Below are 22958 nucleotides of genomic sequence, written 5' to 3' on the forward strand. Positions count from 1 at the left end.
TAGAATAGGAGAGGTGCGCGAGCGTGCAACTAACTTTAGATCATATCCATAAAAGCTTCGATGGTAAACAGGTGATTAAAGATGCAGACTTCACCTTTGAAAGAGGGAAGATCTACGGGCTGCTTGGACGGAATGGAGCAGGTAAAACTACACTTTTCAATTGTTTGAGTGGTGAGATCCAAATGGATAGCGGAGCTGCCTTTATTGGTGAGAAGGATAGTGTCCGTCCGCTTCGTGACGAGGACATCGGATATGTATTTTCCCTACCCATTTTGCCTGAGTTTCTGACAGGTTATGAGTTCGTAAAGTTTTATATGGACATCAACCGTGAAAAGATCGATCCGAATAAAAGCATTGAAGATTATTTTTCAATTATTAAGTTTGAGGAAGAAGATCGGCACCGGCTGATTAAGGGTTATTCCCACGGGATGAAGAATAAAATTCAAATGCTCTGCTTTATCATTACTCGCCCGCCTTTGATTTTATTAGATGAGCCTTTAACTTCTTTTGACGTGGTTGTGGCTCTTGAGATCAAGAAATTGCTGCGTGAGATGAAGCAGGATCACATCATTATTTTTTCTACGCATATTTTGCAATTAGCCGCCGATTTATGTGACGAGTTGGTTATTCTAAATCATGGAACCCTTCAAGAAATTCCGCGTGAGACTCTGCAAAGTCCAGAATTTGAGGAGCAAATCATAGCTTTACTTCAGGATGGCAACAATGATTAGTACACTTCGCAGCATTCAGAGGATTAGAGGTTCGTCCGGAGCCAATCGGCTGATTTACTATTTCAAAAAGCTGCCTGTTCTTGGCAAACTTTTAAAAGGGGATATTTACTCTAACATTGCACTAAAACAAGTCTTCGCTGGGATAGTACTTGCATTGAGGGTAGTGTGGGGGTTTTTAGGCAAGTTCGCCTATTTGGGAATTGTGATCTATTTGCCAATCGTCCTTACACACAAAGAATTGCCGCTCGCCGAACAGTATGCATTGTTCTTACATATTTTTATAGTTCTGAGCTTTATAGTGGCTGGGGTTTCGAATGTATTTATATTAGAGCCCAAACGGGATAAATATATCTGTGTGAAGCTGATGAGAATTCCGGCGAAACAGTATATGCATGCTACGCTTTTGCTTAAAGGGCTAACGTTCTTTATATATTTTTTTCCGGCATTAACCGTGTTTGCGGGGATTTTTGGGGCACCGCTATGGCATGGCGTATGGCTAACACTACTGTTAACGGCCTGGAGAATAGTCACCGAGGCGCTAAATCTTTGGTTTTTTGACAAAAAAGAAATTGTGTTAGTTAAAAAGATGAGCTGGGTGTGGACGGTGATTGGCCTAGGTGGCCTACTTGCCTATGTGCCTCTTTATCTAGGATATGCTTTTGTAAATGATGCGACAGGATTTAGTGTCCCAGTGAGTTTTGTGATTGTTGTACTTGGAGGAATTGCAGCTGTGTATATTGGGAAATATCCTAACTATCGCAGTGCTGTAGATGTCGTTACCAAGATAGATGATCCATTGCTGGATATGAACCGGATGATGAAAGAAGCGAGGGTGGCAGATGTTCAGACCAAGGAGAAGGACTTTTCGTCGGAAGAACTTAAGGGGAAAGCTTTTCAAGGAAAGACAGGTTACGCCTACCTAAATGCTATTTTTTTCTCCAGGCATAAACGCTTGTTGATTCAACCCATCCAGAGGCGTTTAACGATCATTGGTGTGCTCTTTATAGTGGCTGTCCTAATGATGCTTATTTCGCCGGAGACTTCGTCCGAATTTACAGCATATCTGCTCGGTGGACTTCCCTTTTTTGTATTTATAATGAACTATACCTCTATAGGTGAGCGCGTATGCAAAGCGATGTTTTACAATTGTGATCTAAGCTTGTTGCGCTATGGATTCTATCGTGAACAAGCTGCGATTCTAGACAATTTTAAGATTCGTCTAATTAAATTGAGTGGCCTTAATCTTATTCCTGCTGTCGCCATATGTTTAGCATGTACTCTGCTGTTTCTGCTCTCTGGTGCAGATTGGGGTTTGATGGATGCGGTGATCTTTTGGGTAACGATTCTTTGTCTTTCCTTGTTCTTCTCAGTGCACCATTTGTTCATGTATTATATCTTTCAACCGTACAGCACGGAGCTAAATATGAAAAATCCGTTCTTTTTTATCGTCAACAGCATTGTATTAGGACTAAGCGTTGCTTGTATCGGATTTCCAAAAGCATCGTCACTATTTACGCTAGTTGTTCTTGCGGGAACGATTGCTTATATGGTTATTGCCGTGACGTTGGTATACAAGTTCTCCAGCCGAACTTTCCGGGTAAAATAGAATGCGAGTGTTCTTCTAATATCGGAATGTTGATGATATGATGGTAACGAGAGTTTTTTAATCGTACCGTTTCATGTTGCGTTTGCTGCTTGGAAGTCAGGTGTTTAGAGATAAAAGAGGTGGCAAAAATGAGTAGCATAACTGTAGCAAAGGTGTTAAATAACAACGTTATCATTGCGGACCATCCCCAATATTCCGAGGTTGTAGTAATTGGAAAAGGGATAGGTTTTAATCGAAAATTGCATGATCGGATTAACCTATCCTCTGTGGAGAAGATGTTTATTCTCCGCAGCCAAGAAGAACAGGAACAATATAAACAGCTTCTTCCCCAAGTGGATGAGAAGTTGATTGAGATTGTACATGAAATTTTGTTATATATTATGCATAGCAGTAGTCAACCACTTAATGAGCATGTTCATATTGCACTCACTGATCATATCTCATTTGCTATACGGCGTTATGAACAAGACATCCCAATTCATAATCCATTTCTGTATGAGACTAAGGAAATTTATCCTGAAGAGTATAAGATGGCAGAGTATGCGATTGAGCGGATTAATGAAGGCATGGGCGTGGAATTGCCTGTAGATGAGGTGGGTTTTGTTGCACTTCATATCGTTAGCGCGCTGAGTAATAGACAAATTTCCGAGGTCAGACAGCATTCTCTTTTGATTGGTGATTTGATCGGAATCGTAGAGAATAATCTCGAATATCGAATTCCACGTGATTCACTTGATTATTCGCGGTTGGTGACTCATCTACGATTTGTTCTAGAAAGACTGCGCCGTGGAGAATCAGTGCGGGAGACTTCTACGCTGGATGGTCTTATGAAACGAGAGTATCCCGAAATGTATACCTTGGCTTGGCAATTAACTAAGGTGATTGAGAACCGAGTTCGAATTCCTGTGTATCCAGCAGAGGTCAGTTATTTGACAGTTCATTTGCAACGTCTTGCCCAGAAGAAGGAGGATGAAGTGGATATGGAGACGAAGCGAGAAATATAAGGATAATGTATAAAGTGAAACTTATACTTTCTTATATTTTAAAAAAAGCTTGTCACTACAAAAAAACGGTGCTACAATATCGGTGTCCTAATTAAAACAGAATACCAAGCGTGTAACTGATTCGATCAGGCATGAGTGATTTACAGTATTTTGGTTGCTAGTCCCCATCTTGGGGTAATCTAACCTTAGCGTTAGATAACAACCTTTATACTGTGTTGCTCATGCCTTTTTTGGCATCTGTTTTACTGAAAATGTGAATAATGAAAGGAAGTGACCATGATGTTCAAAAAGCTTTTCGGCGTTTTACAAAGAGTCGGTAAAGCGCTGATGCTCCCAGTAGCCATACTGCCAGCAGCCGGTCTGCTCCTTGGAATAGGAAACATGCTGGTAAACCCCGATTTTCTACAATACGTTCCGGCACTTGAGAACGATGTAGTTCAGGCAATTGCGAACGTATTGATGAACTCAGGGCAAATTGTATTTGATAATTTATCCTTACTATTTGCCGTGGGTGTTGCCATCGGTTTATCCGGTGGTGAGGGTGTTGCTGGTCTAGCCGCTATTATTGGTTTCCTCGTAATGAATGTTACGATGGGTACTGTAATTGGCGTCAATGATTATGTCCTGAGCCAAGGCGACTTTTCCTATGCTAGCGTCTTAGGAATTCCAACACTGCAAACGGGGGTATTTGGAGGTATACTCGTCGGTATATTGGCATCGTCCATGTACAAACGATTCTTCAAAATCGAACTTCCATCCTACCTGGGTTTCTTCGCAGGTAAACGTTTCGTTCCGATCATGACTGCGGTAACGTCTTTGATTCTTGGTTTGGCATTGACCTTAGTTTGGCCGCCAATTCAACACGGTCTGAACTATGTATCACAAAGTATGATTGATACGAATAAAACGCTCGCAGCGTTTATCTTCGGAACAATCGAACGCTCGCTTATTCCTTTTGGTCTGCATCACATCTTCTATTCTCCGTTCTGGTATGAATTTGGTACCTACGTAGATAAAGCTGGGGAATTGGTTCGTGGTGACCAACGGATCTTCATGCAGCAGCTTCGTGATGGCGTAGAATTCACAGCAGGAACATTTACAACAGGTAAGTATCCTTTCATGATGTTCGGTCTTCCAGCAGCTGCTTTGGCCATTTATCATGAAGCTAAACCTCATAATAAAAAACTTGTCGGAGGTTTGATGCTTTCCGCAGCATTGACTTCATTCCTGACAGGGATTACAGAGCCGCTTGAATTCTCATTCTTGTTCGTAGCTCCATTGCTGTTCGCAGTACATGCTGTTTTTGCAGGTTTGTCCTTTATGACCATGCATATTCTTAATGTCAAGATTGGTATGACCTTCTCTGGAGGTTTTATTGATTACGTGCTCTTTGGTATTATCCCGAACCGTACGGCTTGGTGGCTCGTAATTCCAGTAGGTCTTGCCCTTGCCGTAATTTACTACTTCGGATTCCGCTTTGTTATTCGGAAGTTCAATCTGATGACACCGGGTCGTGAAGAGGATACGGGTGAGGTTGAAGATACTAACACAGAAGCCGTTTCTAAAACGGGTGATGATTTACCACGAAATATCTTGTCTGCGTTGGGTGGTAAAGAGAACATCGCTCATCTGGATGCTTGTATTACCCGCCTTCGTGTGGAGGTTAAAGATAAATCAGGTGTGGATAAGACTCGTCTGAAGAAGTTAGGTGCATCAGGTGTGCTTGAGGTGGGTAATAACATTCAAGCGATCTTCGGCACACGTTCCGATACCATTAAATCTCAGATTCAAGATGTAATTAGCGGGAAGACACCTGCACCAACGCCGGTAGCGGCTACGCCACAGCCTGAAGAAGAACAGCAGGCAGGTGAAGCTGGTGAAGCGATTATCAAAGAAGATATCGTCTCTCCGGTAAATGGTGAACTAGTGGATATCACTGAGGTTCCCGATGCAGTATTCTCCCAAAAAATGACGGGTGATGGTTTTGCTTTCTTATCCGATGATGGAAAGATTGCTTCACCGGTCTACGGTAAAGTGTTTAATGTATTCCCGAGCAAGCATGCGATCGGCATTATGTCCGATGGAGGTAAGGAAGTGCTCGTTCATATAGGGGTTAATACAGTTAAGCTTAAAGGTCAAGGCTTTACAGTTCTAGTCGAAGAGGGCGACCTTGTAGCTGCTGGACAGCCGATCATGGAAGTGGATTTAGAATATGTAAAAGCACATGCACCATCAGTAATGTCTCCTGTTATTTTCTCCAATTTACCAGAAGGCTCTTCCGTAACCTTGAAGAAGCCAGGTAAGGTATCCATTGGCGATAAGGATATTATTACCATTCAGTAAAAGTGCAAGGGTGGACGCTTCCTTTAAACATTAAAGGGAGCGAAGCCTTCACTATAAATTTAAAAATATTCTATTAAAAGAAAGCGAGTTGGATAATATTATGCAAACAACATTCAGAATTATTGATGAAGATGGAATTCACGCACGTCCGGCAACTGCCTTGGTAAATACAGCTACGAAATTCAAAGGTACAGAAGCTTATGCAGAAGCAAAAGGCAAAAAAGTTACATTGAAATCTATTCTTGGCGTATTGTCATTGGGTCTAGAAGCTGGAGACACTTTGTCTCTGATTACTGAAGGTAGCGAAGAAGCTGAAGCTCTGAGCGCACTTTCTGATGTAATGATTAAAGAAGGGCTAGGGGAAATCCATGAATAAAATTTCAGGAATCGCGGCTTCAGCAGGGATTGCAGTAGCCCGTGCTTTTATCCTGAAACATCCGGATTATACAATTACAAAAACTAGTATCAGTGATCCTGAAGCAGAAGTAGCCAAGTTGAATGACGCACTTGCTAAATCAAGTGCTGAACTGCAGACTATTAAAGAGCGTACTTTAGCAGAACTAGGAGAGAAGAAAGCAGAGATTTTTGCATCCCATCTGCTGATTCTTGAGGACCCTGAGCTGATTAATCCCGTAATTGATAAAATTCGTCAGGAATCGGTTAACGCGGACTATGCACTAAACGAAGTAGCTACACAATTCATTGAAATGTTCGAAAACATGAAGAGTGCTTACTTACAAGAACGTGCAGCTGACATGCGTGATGTGACCAAACGCCTGCTGAACCACTTGCTGGGTATTCATTATGTTAGTCCTGCAGAAATCAATGAAGAGGTTATTGTTATCGCTGAGGATTTAACACCTTCTGACACAGCACAGCTAAATCGCAAGTATGTTAAAGGTTTTACAACAAACATTGGTGGACGTACGTCCCACTCCGCGATTATGGCACGTTCTTTAGAAATTCCAGCGGTAGTTGGAACTAAAAATGTCATGACAGAAGTGAATTCTGGGGATCTAGTGATTGTTGATGGTCTGAACGGAGACGTTCTTATTAATCCTAGTGAAGCAGAAGTGGCAGAGTACGTTCGCAAGCAGGAAGCTTACGACTTGCAAATTGCAGAGTGGAAGAAACTTCGTGATAAACCAACGATTTCTGCAGACGGTAAGCACGTGGAGCTGGCGGCTAATATCGGTACACCAAACGATGTCAATGGTGTAATTGAGAATGGTGGCGAAGGTGTAGGCTTGTATCGTACTGAGTTTCTATACATGGGCCGCGATAAGCTGCCTTCTGAGGAAATTCAATATAACGCCTATCGTACTGTGCTTGAGAATATGAAAGGCAAACCGGTAGTCGTACGTACACTTGATATCGGTGGCGACAAAGAACTTCCGTATCTGGATCTTCCAAAGGAAATGAATCCTTTCTTAGGATTCCGTGCGATTCGTCTTTGTCTGGATCGTCAGGATATTTTCCGTACACAACTGCGTGCTTTACTGAGAGCAAGTGTTCATGGGGATCTTCGCATTATGTTCCCTATGATCGCAACACTTGGTGAATTCCGTGCAGCTCGTGATCTTCTGCTTGAAGAGAAAGCGAAGCTTCGTGAAGAAGGCAAGGAAGTATCTGACAACATTCAGCTCGGCATTATGGTTGAGATTCCTTCCACTGCTGTACTGGCTGACCAGTTCGCAAAGGAAGTTGATTTCTTCAGTATTGGTACGAATGACCTTATTCAATATACAATGGCTGCTGACCGTATGAATGAACGGGTGTCTTACCTGTATCAGCCATACAATCCGGCCATCCTGCGTCTGGTCAAGAATGTAATTGATGCAGCGCATGCAGAAGGTAAATGGACAGGAATGTGCGGTGAGATGGCTGGGGACGCAACAGCGATTCCACTCTTACTAGGTCTTGGCCTTGATGAATTCAGTATGAGTGCAACGTCAATTCTGCCAGCACGTAGTCAAATTTCTAAATTGTCGGCTGCCGACATGAAGGAACTGGCTGCAAAAGCATTGCAACTTGGCACTGCTGAAGAAGTAGCTGCACTTGTTCAAAGCATCACTAACTAACTATTTCCATATGCATTACTCCGTTAAACGTTTTATAACGTTCCAACTACTATTACCGACTTCCGATGTTTGGAGGTCGGTTTTTTTGTGTGTATATCGATAATTTTATTTCTTACGTTGGCTTAAGTTCATACGTGAGCGTTATACTCAATTTAGAATAATTAAATTCACTTTTTATTTGCTTTATTGCACAGATGTCTATGCCGATAGTAATAGTGATGAGTATAAAGTCGGTAAGGAACCCAAACCTGTAAATATGTCTTACATATAATAATAGTATGAATCCATAGAAAGTTTATACTCCTTTACCGACTTGCAGAGCTGTGCAAGTATTAATATGATCTAAATTGGAAATATTTGGACTTATAAGCATCCCTATAAGTTAGCCAGGGAGCCATAGGATGGTGTTAACTCATGAGTAAAAATGTTATAAATACAGAATTAATGTTAGAGGTCTATGAAGGTAAAGACCTGGGCTTGACGTACTCGGTGGAGTACAGTGTATTTAAAGTTTGGGCACCTACTGCTTTTGCTGTATCTCTAGTTATGTACGAAACAGATGGAAATCAACGTAACATTGGATTTGATCCGAGCTCTACAGATAGTGGGCGTATTATATATATGCAGCGTCAGAACGGCGGAGTCTGGCAGACTAAGTTATCAGGTGATTTAAAAGGGAAATTTTATATGTACCGTGCTGTATTTGCTGATGGAAATGTGACGGAAGCAGTAGATCCTTATGCAACAGCCGTATCGGCAAATGGTTTAAGAACAGCAATCGTTGATTTGCGTAGGACCCATCCTGAGCATTGGGAGAAGGACGTTGCTCCTCCATTGCAGCATCCTGCAGACGCGGTTATTTATGAGCTGCATGTGCGTGACTTCTCCTCACATGAGAGCTCTGGCATGTACTATAAGGGCAAATTCAAAGCATTTACCGAATTTGGCTTAAGAGATCCGGAAGGAAATGCAATAGGTATTGATCATCTTGTTGAATTGGGTATCACCCATGTACATCTGATGCCCGTGTTTGATTTCCAGACCGTAGATGAGTTAAGTGTAATAAAGCGTGGTTCGTCCATTGAACATACCGACTACAATTGGGGATATGATCCTCAGCATTATAATGTACCGGAAGGATCATATAGCACTGATCCTACCGATCCAGGTCTACGAATCCGGGAATTTAAAGAAATGGTTCAGGCTTTGCATAGTCGTGGGATTTCAGTGATTATGGATGTGGTTTACAACCATACGTACGCTGTGGAGAAGGGCCCCTTCGAGCCGCTTGTACCAGATTACTTCTATCGCCGTGACTACTTGGGACGTTTATCTAATGGCTCAGGAGTTGGTAACGAGCTGGCTACAGAGCGTCCGATGGTACGCAAATATATTAAGGATTCGTTGTCCTACTGGGCTACGGAGTATCATATTGATGGCTTCAGATTTGATCTTATGGGTCTGATGGATAGTGTGACCATGCGTGAAATAACGGAAGAGCTTCGACTTGAGGTGAATCCTAATCTGCTGTTATATGGCGAACCTTGGACAGGTGGAGATTCTCCACTGGCAACAAAGACGCTAAAAGGTGTGCAGCGGGGGAAAGGATATGCTGTCTTCAATGATAACTTTCGTTCCGCGATCAAAGGTGATAGTGATGGATGGGGACGGGGCTTCATTACAGGGGAATACGGCAAAGAAGGGGCTATTGCAGCCGGAATCAAAGGAGCCATCCACGAATTTACAGACTCCCCAGTGGAATCGGTGAACTATGTAACGGCCCATGACAATTTGAATTTATGGGATAAGGTGCTTACCGTTCAAGGGGGATTTCAGGATGCCGTTTCACGGGCTAATCCTTACGTGAATGTAGATCTGGAGAATATTCTCAGCAATGAGACCGTGCGCCGATCCCTACTTGCAAATGGAATCATCCTGACCTCGCAAGGGATTCCATTCCTGCATGCCGGTGATGAGCTACTGCGCAGTAAATTTGGAGATCATAATAGCTATCGTAGCGGTGATACGATTAACGCGATCCGCTGGAACATGAAGAGTATGTTTAAGCCTGTATTTCAATATTATAAAGGTTTGATCGAACTGCGGCGTACACATCCGGCATTTCGTCTACATGGTCGGCAGGAAATTGAGCGTTCGCTGGAATTTCTGCGCTGTGATGGGGGGATCGTGTCGTACCTGCTTAGAAATCATGCAGGAGGCGACCTCTGGAACAATATAACAGTCATCTTTAATGCCAATAATGATCGAGTAAAGCTATCTCTTCCTGAAGCTAATAACGGTTGGAACGTGGTAGTGGATCATACCCGAGCGGGGACAGAAGCATTCCGGAAGGTCGCAGGTAGCGAGGTGGAAATTGAAGGCTTGTCGATGATGGTGCTCTATGATGAATGTGGTGAGCCAGCACCGCGGTCCAAAATTATCGAAGTACACTATGAGCGGCCAGATGGGAAATATCAAGGCTGGAATCTTTGGGTTTGGGATACAGGAATTCAGGACGGACAATGCGACTTTCGGTATTTGGAGGATGGGCGTGCAGTTGCACGAATTGAGGTCTTGCCAGATACCGATTCTATCGGGTATATATTACGACTTAATGACTGGGAAGAGAAAGATGGGGATGGCGATCGCTTCATTGATTGTTCCAAGGATGACGAGCTGATCAAGGTCATGGTTATAGATCGTGATCAGGAGAATGATGAGATCTCAGATGATCATTTGCAGTTAACCAGTTAAAAAATAAAAAAGAGCTGCTTCAGGGTTAGTTGTACCCTGGAACAGCTCTTTTTGTTGATCTTATGGTTTTCCGATGATCTGGTTGGATAAACCTACATCTAAAAGCTCGTAGTAGAGATTAGCTTCATTCCCTCCATGGTCTTTGGAAAGGTACATAGCTAGATCAGCGGCACGCAGAAGTTCATTAATACTGCCTCCATGCTCAGGAAATAGGGCTACACCAATACTTGCGGAGGTGTGGAAGCTAGAACCATTGTCAATAGACCAAGATTTGTTGAATAACTTAAGCAACCGTTGTAGCATTTCATCTAACATTTCTGGAGAGGTAAATCGGTGCAGTACCACCGCGAATTCATCACCGCCAATCCGGAACGCCTGGCCTACACCTTTAACCGTTTGCAAAAGCTCTCGAGAGAGCAGTTGGAGAAATTCGTCTCCAGCCAGATGTCCTAAGGTATCGTTTAACTGCTTGAATCTGTCACAATCCAGCAATGCGAGTGCAATATTCTTTCTCCGTTCCTCGGGTTGGTTGATGAGATTCTCCATGTACATTTTGAAATGAGCACGGTTGGGAATCGCGGTTAAATGATCATAGAAGGCTAGCTTATGTAATCGTTCTTCGTATTGCTTCCGTTGTGTAATTTCACGGGACACTAACATAAATTGTGCTGGGAAATTATTGCTTCCCCGAACAGGCGATACCTTCGTTTCCAGCCATACCCATTGCCCTTCAGCTCCACGCATTCGTAGCTCTGAGATACGAGGGGTTCCTTGAACGACACTCTTTAGTTTAGCCCAAGCAATTTCCGGTTCACGAATGTAGTTGGAGAGTGGGTCACCCTTTTTAGGAACATAGCCGAGAATACTTGAATGTGAAGGTGAGCTATACAGTATCAACCCGTTAGGATCAGTCAAAATAATAAAGTCAGACATGGTTTCGCCGATTAGCTGATAGAGTGTTTGTTCCTCCAACATTTCATTTTTGAGCCAAATGATTTTGCGACCCAGATAAATAATAACTAGAAGCAGTATAAAGAAGACCAATGAGTATAGCGCAAAGAGTGCACTCTTTTTATCTTGGAACCCATCTGTTACTTGTAAAGCGTAGGTGTCTATCAGGTCTTCTGATTGATCTAGATGAGTTCTGACTTCATTTAACTGCATGTTCAGACTTACAGCATGATATGAAGCAGGGTCCCATCCGATTTGCATCCGTTCAGCTATCAATTTACTTCCTGTACTCTTCCATAGGACTAGGGATGTTTCGAAGGCATGGAGCTCGTTCTCTAATTCAGTAAGTATATTTGCCTGTTTCAAATCACTGTAGGGTTTGTTGATAGATTTGATGTCTGAACTTGCTAGGCCTACCCGTTCTTGTGCTTGTTGATTATTGTCCTTAAATTCCTGAATGAACTGATCACGTTCAGCGTCAGTGAGGTTCGAGCTCATGGAGGAGTGGAGAGCGATTGCGGCTTGATGCAGATCACGATCAGCGCTCAGTATGAGCTCAGAGTTCTCAAATACATCTTCATATAAAGAATCTGACATTCTGTTAATGGTGTGATTTAGATAGAGTAAAGAAGCTACACTAATTCCAACCAGTAGAATGGAGATCGCAGCGAAAATAAAGATTAGTTTGCGTGTTACTTTGATATCGAAAAATCCAGCCACGGTCATCTTCTCCCCGCATAAGATGTTTAACAAATCTTATTGCTGCTAACTATAACCTGCGGAACTTCCATTTGTGGCAGGCGTGTTTTATTTTCAGGCAAAGATGTTGAGAGTAATTATGTAAAAAAAAGAGGTGTTGTAATATAGTGGGAATTGAGGCATGGGAAAGATAAATTGTGTGTGGATCGCAGTTTGTAGTACAACAAGTATATAGGACGTCCTACTTATAGAGCAATCGCTTCCTCAAATAAATATCAATAATAAAAAATTTAAATGATTATGGTATGGGCCTATTGCCTTATCTATATTCAAATCCATAAATCCTATTACCCAACGCCTTCGTAAATGATACCCAGCTCAGCCCCAAAAATATGAGTTCTGTTATGTTAAAAAAAGCTGCCTAGTCATAATAATGACTGTGGCAACTGACTTGAAGTTACTATTCGTTACGTAGTGCATGAATGGGGCGAAGCCGTGCGGCTTTGTTCGCAGGCATCATTCCGAAAATCACGCCGATAAGCAAGGAGAAAACAAAAGATATCAGTACCATATCCCAAGCAATGGATACTGTAAGTGAAGTGTACTTTCCTAGTAACCAACTACCTGCGACTCCAATGCCAACACCGATCACCCCACCCAATCCGCTAAGCACAATGGATTCGATCATGAATTGAGCGAGAATATCGAACTTTTTGGCGCCGATTGCTTTGCGGATACCAATTTCTCTTGTTCTTTCATTAACGGATACGATCATAATATTCATAATGCCGATCCCCCCGACAAACAGAGAAATGCCGGCAATTCCCGCAAGTGCCATTGAAAGCGTAGCTGTCGTAGAATTTACAGTTTCCAGCATCTCTTGAGAGTCAAAGACACTAAAAGCATTATCCGCATAATTAAATTTAGCATCCAGTGTACTCTCTAGTTTATCTTTTACGGTAGCTACAGTGTCTGCTGAAGTCGTCGCAATTGTGATGGAACGTACGCCTTTGCTTTTTAACTGACGTTCTGCAGTAGCTATAGGAATCAATAAGATATCATCGTTGGAGCCACTTAGACTAGAGCCTTTTGCTTCCAAAAGACCGACGATTTTATAGCTGATCCCGTTTAGCTGTACCTTTTGGCCGACAGGATCATCTGTACCGAATAAATCCTCAGCCGTACCTGTGCCGATTAGCGCTACCTTCTGCCGGTACTCCGTATCAATATCAAGCAGGAAACGTCCTGACTGTACATGAAAATCCTTAACGTCCTCATAAGAAGGTGTAATGCCCTCAACTGTAACGCTAACATTCTCAGTATTATGCTTGGCTGTAACGTTGCCACTGATCACAGGAGCTACATTTTCTATCCCCTCTATATCTCCTAGTGCCAAGGCTTCTTCATAGGTGAGGGAGGTGGTAGCCCCACGGCCAGTGATGTTTACCGTCAGTTGATTTGTTCCGAGTCCATTAAGCTGCTCCGTAATCTGAGAAGTAGTTCCCTGCCCCACAGAAACGAGGATGATAACGGATGATACACCAATAATAATACCCAGCATCGTTAAAAAAGCTCTTACTTTACTGCTGTAAATACTTTTTAGAGCCATCCGCATACTTTGAAATAATTTCACCTCGCATTCCTCCGATCTTCTACGAGGTTGCCATCCTGAATACGAATGATCCGCTTTGCTTGCTTTGCAATTTCGAGGTCATGTGTGATTAGGATGATTGTATGACCCTGCTCATTTAATTCTCGTATCATCTGCATGACCTCTTGTCCAGTTCGCGTATCAAGCGCCCCGGTAGGTTCATCTGCAAGTAGAATCGGGGGAGATCCAGCCATGGCTCGCGCAATCGCTACACGCTGCTGCTGTCCTCCTGAAAGCTCAGAAGGTCGGTGATGCATTCTCTCCTCCAAACCAACTTTAAGGAGTGCTTGCTGCGCTGTTTCTCTGCGTTCTCGATGTGAGAGGCCGCGGTATATTAGCGGAAGCTCCACATTCTCGACAGCAGACAACTTGGGGAGGAGATTGAAGTTTTGAAAGATAAAGCCGATCTTCTCATTCCGGATAACTGCCAGCTTGTTGTCGGATAACTTACGAACCTCTTGTCCGTCTAGGAGATAGCTTCCTTCATCCGATACATCCAGGCATCCGAGCATGTTCATTAGTGTTGATTTACCAGAACCGGAAGGACCTATAATCGCTACGAACTCTCCGAAGTCGATTGTAAAGGAAAGATTTTTTAGAACTGTCATAGTTTCTCCGGCCATAGTATAGCCATGGGTCATATTCTGGACTTGGATCAGTGGCGTTAAAGCACTCATCTACTGCCACCTCCGCCACCACCAGGTGCTCCGCCCGTGCCACCAGTACCACCTCCACTGAAGCCACCACCGCCACTAAAGCCGCCGCCGCCGAAACCGGCGCCACCCATACCGCCCATGCCACCTTGCATTTGCATCTCAGTACTAGTTGTACCTGTTTTGGTAGAGATGACAGTAGGGATGATCACTTTGTCTCCTTCATTAAGCCCACTGACAATTTCAATACTGCTCTCATCATGGATGCCCACTTCGACGGAAACTGTTCGCTGATTACTATTTCCACGGTTTCTTGTGCCAGCAGCTCCGTTAGGCATAGTACCGCCGCGAGCATCAGGAGCTCCACTAGGCATAGCACCATCGCGAGCATCAGGAGCCCCGCTAGGCCTCGGTGCTTGGCCCTCGCTAGAGGCTTTTGAGGAATCGGTTGAACCCGCTGAAACCGCTGAAACCGCTGTTAAAGGGAGAGAAACTGTGTACTTGCCATTTCTTTCTTGAACAGCTTCAATAGGTACGGTTAATACATCTTTTTTCTCAGCTGTTGTAACTGAAACTTCTGCCGACATCCCTACAAGGGCGCCTTCGGAGGTGGTTAAGCCAACGGTAACATCGAAGAGGGAGACTCCGTTCGAGACGGTGCCTTCCTTGGCAATCTTAGTAACACTCCCCTTGAATTCAGTGTCGGGCAGGGCATCCAATGAAATGGTAGCAGGCATCCCTATTTTCACTGTAGGAATATCAAGCTCATCCACCTGCACTATGACGCTTAAATTAGCATAATCGGTGATATCGATGAGTTCAGAGCCATCCATCGCTTTTTCACCGCTGGCTATGTTAACTGCTGTAACAGTTCCGTCAATAGGAGCGGTTAGGGGATCTGGAGGGATCATATCCTCTTGTACAGCTGCAATTTTTTCGATTTGAGAAGCGATATCCGTTTTCGCTTTTTCAATCGAACGTTTGGCACTGGCTAATTCATCCTCGGAGGCACCTGCCACGGCAAGCTTCTTATACTGCTCCTGCTTGTCCTGAAGATCCTCTTCAAGCGAGGTAAGAGAGGTTTGTTCCTGCTTGAGATTGTCGCTCAAATCATCGCCTTCGAAGGTAATTAATGTCTGACCTTTTTTCACATTGTCGCCTTCTTTGACAAGCACCTCAGCTACGGTTCCAGCGTCCTTCGTTTTCACTTTTCCTGTTTCAGTGGCCGTGACGGAGCCTGCTCCAGATACATTTACTACGATATCGCCCTTCGTAACCGTGGCTGTATTAACGGGCACTTCAGCAGCCTGACTGCTCTTATCAGGTAAAAATGTATACACCAACAATCCGGCTGTTACTACAGCTACTACTCCGATGGTCCAGAGCAACACTTTTTTCTTCTTCATTTCTTTCCTCCATAGATCATCAAATTTCTTTTAACTTAGGCCACACCTCGCACACTTACTAAGTGTCGGATGGATTGTTAGCACTAGAATCGGTGTTTGAAGTGGAATTGTTGTTTGAAGTCGTTGACGCTGCCTGATAAGTGACAACATAGGTCCCAGTTCCCAGCAAATTTCGATGACCTTGGAATTCGTCGTATACATTCAATCGGATCGCGCCGCCACCTAGAGTTTTGTAAAGATTGCTTGTGAATGTTGTGGTGTATGACTTGAAGTTCCCTAATGGTAGGTCTGTGCCCAGTGTTAATGTCTTCTCCATCGTTTGTCCGAAGGGGTCGATCAGCTCTAGTACAAGCTTGTGCTCATAGGTACCCGATTCGTAAAGCGTGCTGCTCGACAGGTTGTAGGTTAGGACAGTGCTTAGCGTATCTTTTCCACCAGTGACGGAGGCGACTGCATTTGTAACGGATAGGGTATAAGGGAACAATTCTACATCCAAAAGATTACTTTTTGACTCCACCGCAACATTATTTAGACCCAGTGACACCGTATTGATATAACCCGTTGATTTCCCGCCAGGAGCCGTAAGTTTTCCTTCGGATACCCCTTCACCGACATAAAGAACAAGCTGAGAAGGATCTACTCCAAGTGGAAGCTTAGTCCAGACGGTAACCAGATTTTTTCCGTTAGGGCTCGTGGAAGTGGTAGACTGGTTGACCTCGGCTTCGTAATATTGATTGTCAGGCGTTTTGTAATAAGCTACGAGTTGAGCCTGCTCCGATTTACGTGTTTCCTCACTGTTCATTTCCAGTTCTGTGTACATGATATTGGAGCTCGCACCCTGATAAACCGTTGTCCGGCGCTCTAACACTTCTGCTTTTTTACTTTCAAGGTCAATTTGGAAGGAACTTAGTGCTGCAACTTCCTGAACACGGCTGTCCAACTGATTTGTATTTAAAGAAAGAAAATTATTTTTGCTTTCGCCGGAGGTTTCTTGCAGCGTTATTTTTAATTGATTGAATTGGTAGGTGTAAGGAACATTGGCCACGACATAAACGTCTGCGGATTCATTTGGCCCGAGTATGGTTTGCGTGCTTTCTGTGACAACTTGGGAAGTGCTGCTAATATCACTCTCACCAGCTTTAATGACACTTGTAAATGCAGGAAGCTGCACAGAGGTCGATTTCGTGTTGCGAATATTGATTTTAGCTACAAGCTGATCTTTGTCTGCCCAAGGTAGCCGCTGGATGTTCTCAAGCTTGACAGCAAATGTGCCGTGACTGTTCTCCACCGCGTATTCTGTATCCTGCCAATTGTTAGTTTGGAGTGTGTAAGGAATCTGATAATAGGCCGCAGGAAAAATGATCTTACTCTCTACAGCGGGTTCAGTCATTTGCAGCTGTAGCGTTCCTTGAGCTATCGTTAGCGGAACTTCTGCACTGAGCTCAATTATTTTTTCTTCAAGGGGTTTGAGTGTAAGGTTAGCGAAAGCCTTCGTGTCCACCGGAAAGCTGTATCCTTCAGCGGCTTTAACGGTAAACTCATAAGCAGGCACAGTAATCGCCTTGTTGCCGCTATTTTTTACTCGGAATTGCAGCGTCCACTTCGCGGTGCCGTTGTCGGCATAGACATTGGCGCTTTTTAACTGCGTCTCGACAGTATTATTGTTGATCGTAAGCTTCTTGATGACATTGCTGGCTACGACAAGATCTGGTGTGGTAGCAGCGGGAAGGTTATAGGTGACGATGGGCAAAGCTATTTTTAATGAGGTATCTTCTCCAGCAAACTGCAGAGTCATATTGTCTGTCTTCATATAAGAGGGAATTTCCGTCATGTAGTAGATCGTCTTTTTTTCCTGTGGCTGTACTTTGTAGTTACTGCTCGCATCATCAAGCGTTAATTCAAATACAGATCCTCCTGCAGATGCGAGGTATCCCTTAAGTCCAGGATCACTTAGCACTTTGGTTCCTTGATTGGTTAAGCTCACACCTACTTTGGCGTATACCTTACCGTTATATTTGTAAATTTGCAGACTTTCCGTTTTGGTTGTTACGGGCTGATTATTCAAGGTTATCTTTTTACTTTGGCCTCTAGCGACCGCTTGTGAAAAAGCCAGAGGCAAGGTGAAGGTCCCCAGCTTTTTTTGATAATCAGTACTGCTGAAATCCCAACCGAATACTGAAATCTTCACTCCATTTAAAGATGTGGATTTACCGACGTTTGCGTAATAGGTTACGGATTGACTGCTTTTGGAGGGGATAGATTTGATGGTTGCACTGCTGGTTACTGGGCTTCCTTGGATAACGGTTCCTCCTGCAGTAGTTACTTTAGAGAAATAGTCCACAAGATTGATGCTGCTTCCGCTCCCATTGTTATAGCTGAGAGTGTATGTAAGAATATTGCCGCCATCCTGAGTCGAAAAGCCAACATCGGTCAGCTTCACACTAAAGTTACTCTTTAAAGCTATCGAGCCGAGTTTATCCAGAGTGGATACAGTGGTGGCAGTTGCTGTTTTGGTGGATGAAGTAGTCGTTGATGCCGCGTATGCTCCATACGCTGAAGCTTGACTCAGAACTGCTGCGCTAAGTATGATCACAGCTACTTTTGTTCTTCGTGCATGCATGTAATTCCCTCCCGGTATGAAAGTCCTTGTATTTTGAAGGTGATTTATGATTGAGTACAACCATGCCTTCTTAATAATGGAAATTATCAAGCTCCGCTGAACGTTAGCTGAAAAAAAGTCCCCAAAATGGCTCTGAACCTTAAAGCCAGCTTAAAGCCAGATAAAAATTGCCCTAATTATGCTTGAACTTGTCAAAACGACAGATTTTGCATATAATAAACAGACATATCTCTTGCATAAAAGAGATACCTGACAATTAGATTGAATTGTGAAATGCAGTGATGGAGAAGAGTACACAGTGCCTGACTTACAGGGAGGAGACGCCGGTGATTGAGAGCGTTTCTAGGATACAGAGCTGTCGAAGTTCACTCCGGAGCAGTTCCTTGAATTCCTTAAGATTGCCTTGTAAGGAAGCGTAGGGGAAACCGGTCACAGACCGTTATTTCTGTATAAAGTGAGATAGGTATCTGTCCAGCCAAAAGAGGGAATGAAGCTCTTAAGGGGAACAGATCAGCTTGTCTAACAAGGGTGGTACCACGGTCTTTTCGTCCCTTACCGGGAGGAAAGGCCTTTTTTTGTTGAACTAGACAATGATTGAAGGGGGCTGTACACGGCCATGAAAGAGAAGTTGGAAGCATTGAAGGTTGAGGCGCTGGCTAAGTTGCAGGAGGTTATGGATCCACAGGTTTTGAATGACCTAAGAGTGAAATATCTCGGTAAAAAAGGCGAGCTTACAGAAGTTCTACGTGGTATGGGAGGACTTAGTGCTGAGGAGCGTCCGGTTATCGGGCAAGTAGCGAATCAGGTGCGTAGTGCCATTGAGGAGATTATTGGAGCGAAGCAAGAGGCTTTTCAACAGCAAGAGACTCAGCAACGTCTGCAGGCTGAAAAAGTAGACGTAACCCTGCCAGGTCGCCGCATGCAGCAAGGGGGCGTTCACCCGCTTAGCAGAGTGGTTCAGGAAATTGAGGATATTTTCATTGGTATGGGCTACCGTGTGGCTGAAGGTCCGGAAGTGGAGACCGATTATTATAACTTTGAAGCCCTAAATCTGCCTAAAAATCACCCGGCTCGCGATATGCAGGATTCCTTTTATTTAACGGATGACCTGCTTATGCGTACTCAAACGTCTCCGGTACAGATTCGTACTATGCAGGCTATGAACGGTGAAGTTCCAGTTAAAATCATTTGCCCGGGTAAAGTATTCCGCCGCGATGATGACGATGCAACGCATTCCTTCCAGTTCCATCAAATTGAAGGTTTGGTTATCGGAAGCAACATTCGGATGAGTGATCTGAAAGGCACCTTGCAGCAATTCGTACAAGAAATGTTCGGCCCGAATACAGACATTCGTCTTCGTCCGAGCTTCTTCCCATTCACCGAGCCAAGCGTTGAAGTGGATGTAAGCTGCTTCAAATGTGGCGGCGATGGCTGCAGACTGTGCAAGCAAAGCGGATGGTTAGAAATTCTTGGCGCCGGCATGGTGCATCCAAATGTTCTGAAAATGGGTGGCTATGATCCTGCTAAGTATAGCGGCTTCGCATTTGGTATGGGTGTTGAGCGGATTGCTATGCTTAAATACGGCATCGATGACATCCGTCATTTCTATAACAATGATATGAGTTTTGTAAAGCAGTTCAAGGGCGTTTAGATTTTTGGTGGGCGAGCTGGCTGACGGGTTAGGAGTAATTAGCAATTGGATTACTGATCTTGCTTAATAAAAGACTATTAATAGAAGGAACGGAGAGAAATTTTGGAACTGTAGAAGCGCCAGCGTTCGCCTTTATCCTCGGATTTCTACCGCGAGAAGCGGTTCTAATCAGGAAATCTGAGGATAACAGCGATCGGAAGTCCAATATTTTTCGTAGTGACTGCTCTAAATAGGACGGGTATGAAGCTTTGATCGAGTAATCCTAAATTGTACTACCCCCACAGGAAGCAGATCGAACGGCAAGTAGATAAATACATCTGAAACATAAAGGAAGTGAGCGGACATGAAAGTATCAACCGGATGGTTGGCTGATTATACATCGATTGAAGGAGTAACCGCCGAAAAGCTAGCGGAGAAGATTACCGCTGCCGGCATTGAAATTGACGGAGTAGAGCGCCGCAATAAAGGGATTTCCGGCATCGTAACCGGCTATGTGAAATCAAAAGAAAAGCATCCTGATGCGGATAAACTGAACGTATGTATCGTGGATGCAGGTCAAGGTGAAGATCTGCAAATCGTCTGTGGCGCAAAGAATGTAGCTGCGGGACAAACCGTTCCTGTAGCTCTTGTTGGCGCTAAGCTGCCAGGGCTGGATATCAAAAAAGCGAAGCTGCGCGGGGTATTATCACAAGGGATGATCTGCTCGGCTAAAGAATTGGGACTCAATGATAAATTGCTTCCTAAAGAGCAGCAAGAAGGAATTCTTGTACTTCCTGAAGGTACAGAGATCGGTCAAGATATTTCAAAGTTGCTGGGTCTAGATGATGAAATTCTGGAATTCGATCTGACTCCGAACCGTTCAGACTGCCTAAGCATGATTGGTGCTGCTTATGAAGTGAGCGCGATTCTTGGACGCGACATCAAATTACCAGATCCTGCGAGTGAAATGATTGAGATCAGCGGAGCAGCTGCTCAATCTATTTCCGTTAAGATTGAGAATGAAGAACATTGCAGTCATTACGCAGTTCGTTATATCTCAGGTGTTAAATCTGCAGCATCCCCGCTGTGGATTCAGAATCGTCTGATGGCGGCAGGGATTCGTCCAATTAACAACATCGTAGACATCACTAACTATGTGATGCTCGAATACGGACAGCCGCTTCATGCTTTTGATGCAGATAAAATAGAAGGCGGAGAACTCGGCGTTCGTCTTGCTCATGAAGGTGAAGTCCTGACTACACTTGATGGCCAAGAACGGAAGCTTGAGCCACATATGCTCGTTATCGCTGATGGAGCTAAAGCAGTAGCTCTGGCTGGAGTAATGGGAGGTCAGGATACGGAAGTTACTGCTGAGACGGTAAATCTCGTTCTGGAATCCGCTAAGTTTGACGGAGGAACCGTTCGTAAAACCTCGCGTCAACTGGGACTTCGCTCGGAAGCATCGCTTCGTTTCGAGAAAGAAGTGGATCCAAATGCAGTGATCCCTGCATTGAATCGCGCTGCAGTACTTATTGCGCGTTATGCTGGCGGATCTGTGCATGAAGGAATTGTGCAAGCAGGAACAGTCGCAGGAGAAGAGAAGGTACTTACTTTGTCCTTGGAGAAGCTGAACCGTTATCTCGGAACAGATCTGTCCTTGCTAGAAGTGAAGACATTGTTTGGTCGTCTACATTTCAAATGCGGGGATACCGCACAAGGATTGATCGAAGTTCAGGTGCCAACTAGACGTGGCGATATCAGCTATGATGTTGACCTTATCGAAGAAATTGCTCGTCTGTACGGGTATGACAATATTCCAACGACCCTGATTGAAGGTGTTACAACGCCAGGCGCATTGACGCATAAGCAATCACTCCGCCGTGAACTGCGTCGCCTGTTGTCGCATGGCGGTTATCAGGAAGTGATGGGTTACTCCTTCATCCAGCCGAAACAAAGCAAAATGTTCCCTGAGTTATCAGAAGGCTCACAAGCGGTTAAATTGGCTATGCCAATGAGTGAAGAACGCAGTGTACTGCGTACTAGCCTTCTGCCACAACTATTGGATATTGCTAGCTATAATACCAATCGTCGTCAAAGCGATCTAGCGTTGTTTGAAATCGGCAATGTCTTCTTCACAGATGAGGAACAGTTGACTCGTCAGCCGCGTGAACTGCCGGTGCTGGGGTTATTGCTTAGCGGTAGCCTAACCGTGAAGCAATGGAACGTTTCTGCACAGCCTGTAGATTTCTTTGATTTGAAGGGTGCGCTGGAATCAGTATTTGCTTATTTGGGTCTTACAGACAGAATTATCTACGAGGGAGATAGTCCAGAAGGGTATCATCCTGGACGTTCCGCGTCGGTTTATTTAGTCGGAGACGAGGGTCGTGTGAAGATTGGAACTATGGGCCAGCTTCATCCGGAACTGCAAAGAGAGCTTGATCTAGTGGATACTTATGTAGCTGAGATTCTATTGCAGCCGCTGTATGATAACACGCAAAGCCGTCTGCAATATAATGAGCTTCCACGTTTCCCAGGTATGGAACGGGATATTGCAGTAGTTGTAGATTCAACTGTACCAGCAGGCGATCTGCTAGCTTCCATCCGTGCAAACGGAGGAACTTTGCTGCAATCCGTGCAGGTATTCGACGTGTACACTGGTGGCAAGTTAGAGAGTGGAAAGAAGAGTATTGCGATCTCACTGCTGTATCGTCACGGTGAACATACATTGACAGATGAAGAGGTTGGAGAGGTGCATGATAAGCTATTATCAGTCCTTCAACAAACTTTTGGTGCAGAATTAAGAAAATAGCAGGAATTGTGTAAAGCCGC

Annotated in this window: 14 protein-coding genes and 1 other annotated feature; of the genes, 9 read left to right on the forward strand and 5 right to left on the reverse strand. The window is 44.1% G+C overall.

Features of this window, described 5'->3' with window-relative positions; all coding sequences use genetic code 11:
- Window positions 1-23 precede the first annotated feature (23 nt).
- The 7 genes from MKY19_RS08040 (at window position 24) to pulA (ending at window position 10519) form a co-directional block, all read left to right on the forward strand.
- Window positions 24-731, forward strand: a complete 708-nt coding sequence (locus MKY19_RS08040; protein ID WP_339269771.1) for an ABC transporter ATP-binding protein — start codon at window positions 24-26, stop codon at window positions 729-731.
- The gene (locus tag MKY19_RS08045) at window positions 715-2337 is read left to right on the forward strand and encodes a hypothetical protein (RefSeq protein WP_339801905.1); all 1623 of its coding nucleotides are present in this window, start codon (window positions 715-717) and stop codon (window positions 2335-2337) included. Before MKY19_RS08040 ends, MKY19_RS08045 begins: the two co-directional genes overlap by 17 nt.
- A 128-nt stretch (window positions 2338-2465) precedes the next feature.
- Window positions 2466-3341 carry a PRD domain-containing protein gene (locus tag MKY19_RS08050; RefSeq protein ID WP_339246209.1) on the forward strand — a complete coding sequence of 292 codons (876 nt, stop codon included), beginning with the start codon at window positions 2466-2468 and terminating at the stop codon, window positions 3339-3341.
- A gap of 279 nt (window positions 3342-3620) precedes the next feature.
- Window positions 3621-5684 (forward strand): glucose-specific PTS transporter subunit IIBC, encoded by a 2064-nt coding sequence (gene ptsG, locus MKY19_RS08055; RefSeq protein ID WP_339271547.1) that lies wholly within the window; start codon window positions 3621-3623, stop codon window positions 5682-5684.
- A gap of 100 nt (window positions 5685-5784) precedes the next feature.
- Window positions 5785-6060, forward strand: a complete 276-nt coding sequence (locus tag MKY19_RS08060) for an HPr family phosphocarrier protein (protein ID WP_042131974.1) — start codon at window positions 5785-5787, stop codon at window positions 6058-6060.
- The gene (ptsP, locus tag MKY19_RS08065) at window positions 6053-7765 is read left to right on the forward strand and encodes a phosphoenolpyruvate--protein phosphotransferase (RefSeq protein WP_149645821.1); all 1713 of its coding nucleotides are present in this window, start codon (window positions 6053-6055) and stop codon (window positions 7763-7765) included. Before MKY19_RS08060 ends, ptsP begins: the two co-directional genes overlap by 8 nt.
- A gap of 414 nt (window positions 7766-8179) precedes the next feature.
- Complete coding sequence (pulA, locus tag MKY19_RS08070; protein ID WP_339801910.1) at window positions 8180-10519, forward strand: type I pullulanase; 2340 nt, start codon at window positions 8180-8182, stop codon at window positions 10517-10519.
- Between the two features lie 60 nt (window positions 10520-10579).
- On the opposite strand, the gene MKY19_RS08075 is transcribed toward pulA, so the two are convergent.
- The 5 genes from MKY19_RS08075 to MKY19_RS08095 form a co-directional block, all read right to left on the reverse strand.
- Window positions 10580-12190, reverse strand: coding sequence for a diguanylate cyclase (locus MKY19_RS08075; RefSeq protein WP_076284233.1), 1611 nt, complete (start codon window positions 12188-12190; stop codon window positions 10580-10582).
- Window positions 12191-12629: 439 nt separating this feature from the next.
- Window positions 12630-13802 (reverse strand): ABC transporter permease, encoded by a 1173-nt coding sequence (locus MKY19_RS08080; protein ID WP_156113076.1) that lies wholly within the window; start codon window positions 13800-13802, stop codon window positions 12630-12632.
- Complete coding sequence (locus tag MKY19_RS08085) at window positions 13799-14497, reverse strand: ABC transporter ATP-binding protein (RefSeq protein WP_042186162.1); 699 nt, start codon at window positions 14495-14497, stop codon at window positions 13799-13801. The genes MKY19_RS08080 and MKY19_RS08085 overlap by 4 nt, the downstream gene beginning before the upstream one ends.
- On the reverse strand, window positions 14494-15879 hold the full coding sequence (locus tag MKY19_RS08090; RefSeq protein ID WP_339801916.1) for an efflux RND transporter periplasmic adaptor subunit: 1386 nt from the start codon (window positions 15877-15879) through the stop codon (window positions 14494-14496). The genes MKY19_RS08085 and MKY19_RS08090 overlap by 4 nt, the downstream gene beginning before the upstream one ends.
- 58 nt (window positions 15880-15937) lie before the next feature.
- Entirely contained in the window at window positions 15938-18499 is a 2562-nt protein-coding gene (locus MKY19_RS08095) for a hypothetical protein (protein ID WP_339801919.1), read from the reverse strand.
- A 269-nt stretch (window positions 18500-18768) separates the two neighbouring features.
- Window positions 18769-19055 (forward strand) — a binding site (T-box leader).
- A 60-nt stretch (window positions 19056-19115) separates the two neighbouring features.
- Here MKY19_RS08095 and pheS point away from each other — a divergent pair.
- Window positions 19116-20150 carry a phenylalanine--tRNA ligase subunit alpha gene (gene pheS / locus MKY19_RS08100; protein ID WP_042186167.1) on the forward strand — a complete coding sequence of 345 codons (1035 nt, stop codon included), beginning with the start codon at window positions 19116-19118 and terminating at the stop codon, window positions 20148-20150.
- A gap of 343 nt (window positions 20151-20493) precedes the next feature.
- Complete coding sequence (pheT, locus tag MKY19_RS08105; RefSeq protein ID WP_339801923.1) at window positions 20494-22938, forward strand: phenylalanine--tRNA ligase subunit beta; 2445 nt, start codon at window positions 20494-20496, stop codon at window positions 22936-22938.
- Window positions 22939-22958 lie beyond the last annotated feature (20 nt).

This window comes from Paenibacillus sp. FSL R5-0744, assembly GCF_037972555.1.
In the GTDB taxonomy this organism is placed as follows: domain Bacteria; phylum Bacillota; class Bacilli; order Paenibacillales; family Paenibacillaceae; genus Paenibacillus_AQ.